Origin of the sequence: Nonomuraea jiangxiensis, from assembly GCF_900099965.1 — a bacterium.
In the GTDB taxonomy this organism is placed as follows: domain Bacteria; phylum Actinomycetota; class Actinomycetes; order Streptosporangiales; family Streptosporangiaceae; genus Nonomuraea; species Nonomuraea jiangxiensis.
Genome location: NZ_FNDJ01000052.1, coordinates 38410 through 46005 on the forward strand (window position 1 = coordinate 38410; position 7596 = coordinate 46005).

Here is a 7596-nt window from a genome sequence, read left to right on the forward strand (position 1 = left end):
TGGAGGCATCCGATGTACATCACGACGACCATCCCCTACGTCAACGCCCGGCCGCATCTCGGGCACGCCCTGGAGCTCGTCCAGGGCGACGTGCTGGCCCGGCACCACCGGCGGCGGGGCGAGCCCGTACGGTTCCAGACCGGCACCGACGACAACTCGCTGAAGAACGTACTGGCCGCCGAGGCGCAGGGCGTGCCGGTGCGCGAGCTGGTGGACAGGAACGCGGCCGCGTTCGAGGGGCTCCGGCGGCCGCTGGACCTGTCCTTCGACTCGTTCATCAGGACGAGCAGCCATCCGGGGCACCGCGCCGGGGTCGAGCGCATCTGGGCGGCCACCCGCCACGATCTCTACCAGCGCCACTACACCGGGCTCTACTGCGTGGGCTGCGAGCAGTTCTACCCGGCGGACCCCTGCCCCGACGGGCACGAGGCGCCGCTGCAGCGGGTGTCGGAGGAGAACTGGTTCTTCCGGCTGTCCCGCTACCAGGACGCGCTGCTGGAGCTGATCGACGGTGGGCGGCTCAGGATCGAGCCGGCCGGGCGGCGGAACGAGGTGCTGGCGTTCGTCCGGGCGGGGCTGGCCGACATCAGCGTCTCGCGCTCGGCCGTACGCGCCCGGGGGTGGGGGATCCCGGTGCCCGGCGACCCCGACCAGGTGGTGTACGTGTGGTGGGACGCCCTGGCCAACTACGTGACCGCGCTCCAGGACGGCGACTACGGGCGCTGGTGGGTGTCGGAGGGCCGCAAGACCCACCTGATGGGCAAGGGGGTGATCCGGTTCCACGCGGTCTACTGGCCGGCGATGCTGCTGTCGGCCGGGCTGCCGCTGCCCACCGAGATCTTCGTGCACGACTACCTCACGGTGGACGGCCGCAAGATCAGCAAGTCGTCGGGCACCGCCGCCGACCCGCTCGCGCTGGTGGAGGCGTACGGGGTGGACGCCGTGCGGTGGTGGCTGCTGCGCGAGGTGCCGCGCGTCGGCGACGCCGACTTCACCGAGGAACGGCTGGCAGGCCGGGCCGACGAGGACCTGGCCAACGGCCTGGGGAACCTGGTCAACCGGGTGGTCACCATGGTGCACCGGTTCCTGGGCGGCCGGGTGCCCGAGGTCCCCGCGCGACCGCTGGCCGAGGTGTCCGAGGCGGTGCACGAGGCGCTGGAGGAGTTCGACTTCCGGCGGGCGGCGGCGGCCGTGTGGACGATCGTCGAGGAGGCCAACAAGTACGTCGAGAAGGCCCAGCCGTGGCGGCAGTCCCGGGCGGAGCAGGAGGTGTCGCTGGCCACGCTCGTGCACGCGTGCCGGGAGCTGGCCGTACAGCTTGAGCCCTTCCTGCCGACGGCGGCGGCGCGGGTGGCCGCGGCGGTGCGCGGGGACCGGCTGCCGCCGCCGGAGCCGCTGTTCCGGCGGCTCGCGGCGAAGGTTGACGGAGATCGCATAGGAGCCTAGGTTGGCGGCGCGACCAACCAGTCGGTATGGAGGTGCTCGTGCCCACCGTCAACACGATTCGCGGCCCCCTTGACGTGGACGAACTCGGTCAGACCCTGATGCATGAGCACATCTTCATCGTGTCCACCGAGCATCTGGACAACTACGGCAAGGGCGCCTGGTGGGACGAGGAGTTCCGGGTGGCGGACGCGGTCACCAAGCTCAACGCGGTGGCCGCGAAGGGGGTGCGCACGCTCGTCGACCCGACGGTGTGGGGGCTGGGCCGCTACATCCCGCGCGTCCAGCGGGTCGCCGAGCAGGTGCCCGGGCTCAACATCGTCGTCGCCACCGGCATCTACTCCTTCGAGGAGCTCCCGCACCAGTACGAGTACCGCGGCCCCGGCCTGATCATCGACGGCCCCGACCCGATGATCGACGACTTCGTCCGCGACCTCACCGACGGCATCGCCGACACCGGGGTCAGGGCCGCCTTCCTCAAGTGCGTGGTGGAGGCGAAGGGCCTGACCCCCGGGGTCGAGCGCATCTGCCGAGCCGTCGCGCGGGCGCATGTGCGTACCGGCGCGCCGATCACCGTGCACACCAACGCCTTCGCCCAGAGCGGCCTGCTCGCCCTCGACCTGTTCGGGAAGGAGGGGGTCGATCTGACGAAGGTGGTCGTCGGGCACGCGGGCGACAGCAACGACCTGGACTACCTCATGCGGATGGCGGACACGGGCGCGATCCTGGGGATGGACCGATTCGGCCTGGATGTCTACAACTCCACCGCCCAGCGGGTGGCCACGATCGCCGCGCTCTGCCAGCGGGGATACGCCGACCGCATGGTCCTCAGCCACGATACGGCCTGCTTCATGGACTACTTTGGGGGCACCTGGGACGAGGCCCGCCCCACGCTCGCGCCGAACTGGCGCTACGATCACATTCACGACGACGTCTTGGCCGCGCTGCTGCACTCGGGTGTGACCGATGACCAGATTGAGCAGATGCTGGTGTTCAACCCGAAACGCTACTTCTCGTAAAGTAGGTCAGATCGGGAGAGCAAAGCACAGGTAGGTGGAGCTGGGTGACTTCGGACCAGGCCTTGTCGATCAGCCTCGGGCTCCAGGGACCCTGCGTCATCGCGCGGCTGACGGGGGATTTCGACTTCGGGTCCGCGGCCGAGGTCCGCGACCGCGTCACCAAGGCGCTCGACCTCACCCAGCCCCCGCTGCTGGTCATCGACATGCAGGCGGTCAGCGTCTGTGACTCCTCCGGGCTTTCCGTGCTGGTCTACCTGCACAAGGCCGTCACCGCCTCCGGCGGCAAGCTGCTGCTGTCCGGGCTGAACGGCCGGTGCAAGCACCTTTTCGCGATCACCGCGCTGGACAAGTTCTTCGACATCCGCAGCACGGCCGAGCTGGCCATCGCTGAACTCAACGAACCCGGGAATTCGCCGCCGTACACCGGGTAGAGCCCGCTGCCGGAGGTCCGCTCCTGCCCCGGGGCTTCGCAGGAGATAGCCGCATAAGGGCGATATAAGCGGATAACCGTTTCGTATCGGTAGTGTCCGGCGAAAGTCGGGCCGGCGAATTTCTTGAAAGAGTTCGATCAGGTACTGGCCGCTGCCAACAGGGGGAAGCGGCCGTTTCATCACTTGGGGGCACCACATGCTCAGAAGTCTTGCCGGCATGGCCTTAGTCGCCGCTGCCGCGACCACCCTCCTGGCGGCACCCGCCAACGCGTCCGCGACCAGCACGGCCACCGTCGAGTCGACCGCCGCCAGACCTCAGCTCATCCGGACCAAGCTGTCGTTCGGCCGGTGCAAGGACACCTGCCAGATCAAGGTCCGCATCACGAACATCTCCCGCAAGACCCTCTTCAGTGTGAAGCTCAACGCCAGGCTCACGATCAACGGCCGCAATGTCGGGACCTGTTACGACAGCGTGGGCACCATCCGTGCCCGTAAGGTCCGCAACGCGTCCTGCACGATCCGCACCGCCACGCTGGACCGTTACTGGAACACCTGGCTGGACGGCGACCTCAGGTCCTTCAACAAGTACGCCCGCACCTCGGTGTCCTACCGGTATTACCGCTGAGTGACCGCCAGGGGCCGGTCGACCCCCGGCCGGTCCCCTGGCCTCACGCGGTGACGAGAAGCGCCACTCCGATCAGCACCACGACCGGGACGAGCCACATCACGGCCTCGAGAGCGAACTCCTTGTACATCGCGTAGGTCTCCTTCTGCGGGGACGGCATGATTGACTGCAGCTTAACCGCCCCCGCCAGGTGCTCGTTCCGTTCGGGTCAGGTCGTTACCGCGCCGTCCGAGGCCGAGCCGACCGTGGCGACGTACTTCGTCAGCACCCCGCGCTCCACCGCACGCTCGGGCCGCCGCCAGGCCGCCCGGCGCCGCTCCAGCTCCTCCTCCGGCACCACCAGGTCCAGGGTCCCCGCCGCGCTGTCGACGACCACCGGGTCGCCGTCGCGCACCAGCGCGATCGGCCCGCCGTGGTACGCCTCCGGGGCCACGTGCCCGATCACCAGCCCGTGCGAAACCCCGCTGAAGCGCCCGTCGGTGACCAGCGCCACCGAGTCACCGAGGCCACGGCCGACCAGCGGGCCGGTGATCGAGAGCATCTCGCGCATGCCGGGACCGCCCGCCGGACCCTCGTAGCGGACGACCACGACGTCCCCGGCCACGATCTGACCGGCGTCGATGGCGGCCGAGCACTCGGCCTCCGAGTCGAACACCTTCGCGGGCCCCTCGTGCCGGAAATCCTGCTTGCCGCCCAGCTTGAGCACGCACCCGTCCGGCGCGAGCGAGCCCCGCAGGATGGCCAGCGCGCCGTGCGGCTTGAACGGCTCCGCCACGCTCGCCACCACGGCCTGGCCCGGCCTCTCCCGGGCGTCCGCCGCGACTTCGGCGAGCGTGCGGCCGTCCACCAGCGTGACGTCCTCACGCAGCAGCCCGGCCGCCAGCAGCCGGCGCACCACCAGCGAGGTGCCGCCCGCCCGCCACAGGTCGAGGGCCGTGTGCTCGCCGCCGCTCGGCTTGAGCCCGGTGATGATCGGGACCTCGCGGCAGACCTCCCCGATGCGGTCGACGCGCAGCGGCAGCCCCGCCTCGCGGGCGATGGCCAGCAGGTGCAGCACGGCGTTCGTGGAGCCGCCCATGGCGGCGACCGACACGATCGCGTTGTGCAGCGCGTCCTCGGTGAGCACACGCGACGGGCGGGCGTCGCGGGCCAGCGCGCCCATGGCGATCTCGCCCACCCGCCGCGCGGCGGCGTTCTTCTCCTCGGCCACCGCAGGGATGTCGCCGACCCCGAACGGGGCCAGGCCGAGGAAGTCGGCGACGGCGCCCATGGTGTTGGCGGTGTACTGAGCGGCGCAGGTGCCGGCGCCCGGGCAGGCGTGCCGGGCCAGGTCGTCCAGGTCGGCCTGGTCCAGACGGCCGACGGCCCGCTCGCCGAGCGCCTCCCACATGTCCTGGATGGTCACGTCGCGCCCGCGCCAGCGGCCCGGCATCATGCTGCCGCTGTAGAGCACGACGGCGGGCACGTCCAGCCGGGCCAGCGCCATGATCGCCGCCGGTACGGTCTTGTCGCAGCCCACGATGGCCACCAGGGCGTCGAAGCCGTGCGCCCGGCCCATGAGCTCGATCGAGTCCGCGATGACCTCCCGGCTGATCAGCGAGGCGCGCATGCCGGGCGTGTGCATGGTGAGGTTGTCGGACACCGCGATGGTGTTGAACTCCATCGGCGTCCCGCCCGCCGCGCGCACTCCGTCGGCCACGTGGGCGGCCAGCTCGCGATGGGTGAGGTTGCACGGCATGGTGCCGGTCCAGGTGGTGGCGATGCCGACCGTCGGGCGGCGCATGTCCTCGTCCGACATGCCCATGGCGTAAAGGTGGGAGCGGGCCGGTGCGCGGTCGGGATCCTCGGCGATGCTCAAGGGCACTCCTCCGGTGATGCGGTTCGTGGCCCTTCCATGATCCGCCTACTGCTCGCGTATCCCCCACGGGGACCCGTACTCCACCAGCAGGTCCAGGAACGGCCGGGGCTCGAACGCCTCGGGGCCGAGCACGCCCGCGCCATGCCACGCGCCGCCGGCCAGCAGTTCCAGGGCGACGACCGGGTTGACGGCGGTCTGCCAGACGACGGCCTGGGAGCCGTACTCGCGCATCGACCACTGGTTGTCCACCACGTGGTACAGGTACACCTCGCGGGGCCGCCCGTCCTTGCGGCCCTTCACCCAGGTGCCCGCGCAGGTCTTGCCGTGCATGCGGTCGCCGAGCTCCGCCGGGTCGGGCAGTACGGCGGCCACTAGGTCACGCGGCGACACCTTGACCGTGCCGCGGTCCGTCTTGACCGCGACCGGCTCGGTGCGGTCCACGCCCAGCGCGTGCAGGGTCTTGAGCTTGTCGATGAAGTCGTCGCCGAGGCCGTACTTGAAGGTCACCCGCTGGGCCGGGATCCACCGGGGGACGAGTACGACCTCCTCGTGCTCGACGTTCACGCACTCCACGGGGCCGATGCCGGCGGGGAAGTCGAAGACCTCGGGCTCGCTGAACGGCTCCGTGGTGTACCAGCCACGGTCCTTCTCGTAGATGAGCGGCGGGTTGAGGCACTCCTCGATCGTGGTCCAGACGTTGAACGAGGGGGCGAAGTCGTAGCCCTCGACGGTCAGGTTCGCGCCGTCCCTGATGCCGATCTCCTCGATCTCGTCGAAGAGCTCGTCGGCGGCGTACCGGGCGAAGACGTCGGCCAGGCCGGGCTCCACGCCCATGCCGACCAGCGCGAGCCTGCCCCGCGCGGTCCACTCGGCCTCGCGGGCGAACTGGTCGTCGCCCAGCTTGACCCCCACCTCCTCGTACGGGCGGTCGGGGTGCGGCCTGGACATCGACATCGCCATGTCGAGGTAGTCGGCCCCGCCGGCCAGCGCCGCGTCGAACAGCGGCAGCACGAAACGGGGGTCGGTGGCGTTCAGCAGGACGTCGCACTCGTACTCGGTCAGCAGGGCGGTGACGGCGGACGAGTCGGCGGCGTCGATCTTGACGGGCGTGAATCTGGCCGCCCGTTCGCCGAGTGCGGCGACGGCGGCCTTGGCGCGGGGGAGGTCGTAGTCAGCGACCACCATATGGTCGAAGAATTCGCGGCGGGCCGCGATCCGGGTGATGGCGGTTCCCACGCCGCCGGCACCGACAAGCAAGATGCGCATAGCGATTTATCCCCTTTTGTACGCTTTTTGTGGGGTATGTCGTTCATCAAACGCCAGTAGAGTCTTCAACGTCAATGGTGTTGGCATAAGGTGGGAACATGACGACCAAGCGGGTGGTGCCGGAGACGGCGCGCCGGCGGCGGCGCCCCACCAAGCAGGGGCAGGTGCTGACCCACCGGCTCATCGTGGAGACCGCGCTACGGATGCTGCGCGAGCACGGCGCGGCCGGGCTGACCGCCCGCCGCCTCGGCCTTGCCCTGGGAGCCGACGCCAGCACCGTCTACCGGTACTTCCGTGGAATGGACGACCTGGTGCTGGCCATCGCGGACGAGGTGTTCGCCAACGCGATGGCGGACTGGCGGCCCACCGGCCACTGGCGGGCAGACCTGCGCGACCTGGGGCTGCGCATCCACCACGCCTACCTGGCCCACCCGCAGGCCGCCCTGCTGACGGCCAGCCGGGTCACGGGCCGGCCGAACGAGGTGGCCAGCGACGAGACGATCCTCGGCATCCTGCGCGGGGCCGGGTTCGCGGACGCCGACGCGGTGCGCATCTATCACGCGTTCATCGACCAGAGCCTGGCCTTCGCCATCCTGGACGCCGCCACCCTGGCGCTGCCCGCGCCCGCCCGGGAGGCGGACGAGGAGGTGTGGCGGGACACGTACGCACGGCTGCCGGCGCGCACCCACCCGAACATCGCCGCGACAGCACCGCTACTGGTGGCCCGCATGAACAACAGCGCCTACCCCACAGCCCTCGACATGCTCCTCTCCAGCGCATCCGCCCAACTCACGACATAACACCCCACCCACCCCGCCCCCGTTCCCCTGCCGGTGTCACCCGGCCCCGCCACCAGGTCCCTGGCCACCGTCACCTGGCCACCGTCACCTGGCCACCGTCACCTGGCCACCGTCACCTGGCCACCGTCACCTGGCCACCGTCACCTGGCCACCG

Annotated in this window: 7 protein-coding genes; 5 read left to right on the forward strand and 2 right to left on the reverse strand. The window is 70.3% G+C overall.

Going from position 1 to position 7596, the window contains the following annotated elements:
* Nucleotides 1-12 precede the first annotated feature (12 nt).
* The 4 genes from BLS95_RS52600 to BLS95_RS52615 all read left to right on the forward strand — a co-directional run bounded on the left by BLS95_RS52600 (nt 13) and on the right by BLS95_RS52615 (nt 3518).
* A complete protein-coding gene (locus BLS95_RS52600) occupies nt 13-1446 on the forward strand; it encodes a methionine--tRNA ligase (protein ID WP_090947160.1) in 1434 nt (477 codons plus the stop codon).
* A 38-nt stretch (nt 1447-1484) separates the two neighbouring features.
* A complete protein-coding gene (locus BLS95_RS52605; protein ID WP_090947169.1) occupies nt 1485-2462 on the forward strand; it encodes a phosphotriesterase family protein in 978 nt (325 codons plus the stop codon).
* 44 nt (nt 2463-2506) lie between these two features.
* Nucleotides 2507-2893, forward strand: a complete 387-nt coding sequence (locus BLS95_RS52610; RefSeq protein ID WP_090947161.1) for an STAS domain-containing protein — start codon at nt 2507-2509, stop codon at nt 2891-2893.
* A 217-nt stretch (nt 2894-3110) separates the two neighbouring features.
* Nucleotides 3111-3518 carry a hypothetical protein gene (locus tag BLS95_RS52615; protein ID WP_090947162.1) on the forward strand — a complete coding sequence of 136 codons (408 nt, stop codon included), beginning with the start codon at nt 3111-3113 and terminating at the stop codon, nt 3516-3518.
* 208 nt (nt 3519-3726) lie between these two features.
* On the opposite strand, the gene ilvD is transcribed toward BLS95_RS52615, so the two are convergent.
* Together ilvD and BLS95_RS52625 are read right to left on the reverse strand one after the other, a co-directional pair.
* Nucleotides 3727-5376, reverse strand: coding sequence for a dihydroxy-acid dehydratase (gene ilvD / locus BLS95_RS52620; protein WP_090947163.1), 1650 nt, complete (start codon nt 5374-5376; stop codon nt 3727-3729).
* Between the two features lie 45 nt (nt 5377-5421).
* Nucleotides 5422-6642 carry a saccharopine dehydrogenase family protein gene (locus BLS95_RS52625; RefSeq protein ID WP_090947164.1) on the reverse strand — a complete coding sequence of 407 codons (1221 nt, stop codon included), beginning with the start codon at nt 6640-6642 and terminating at the stop codon, nt 5422-5424.
* 98 nt (nt 6643-6740) lie between these two features.
* Here BLS95_RS52625 and BLS95_RS52630 point away from each other — a divergent pair, with 98 nt between their 5' ends.
* A complete protein-coding gene (locus BLS95_RS52630; RefSeq protein WP_090947165.1) occupies nt 6741-7442 on the forward strand; it encodes a TetR/AcrR family transcriptional regulator in 702 nt (233 codons plus the stop codon).
* The last annotated feature ends 154 nt before the right edge of the window (nt 7443-7596 follow it).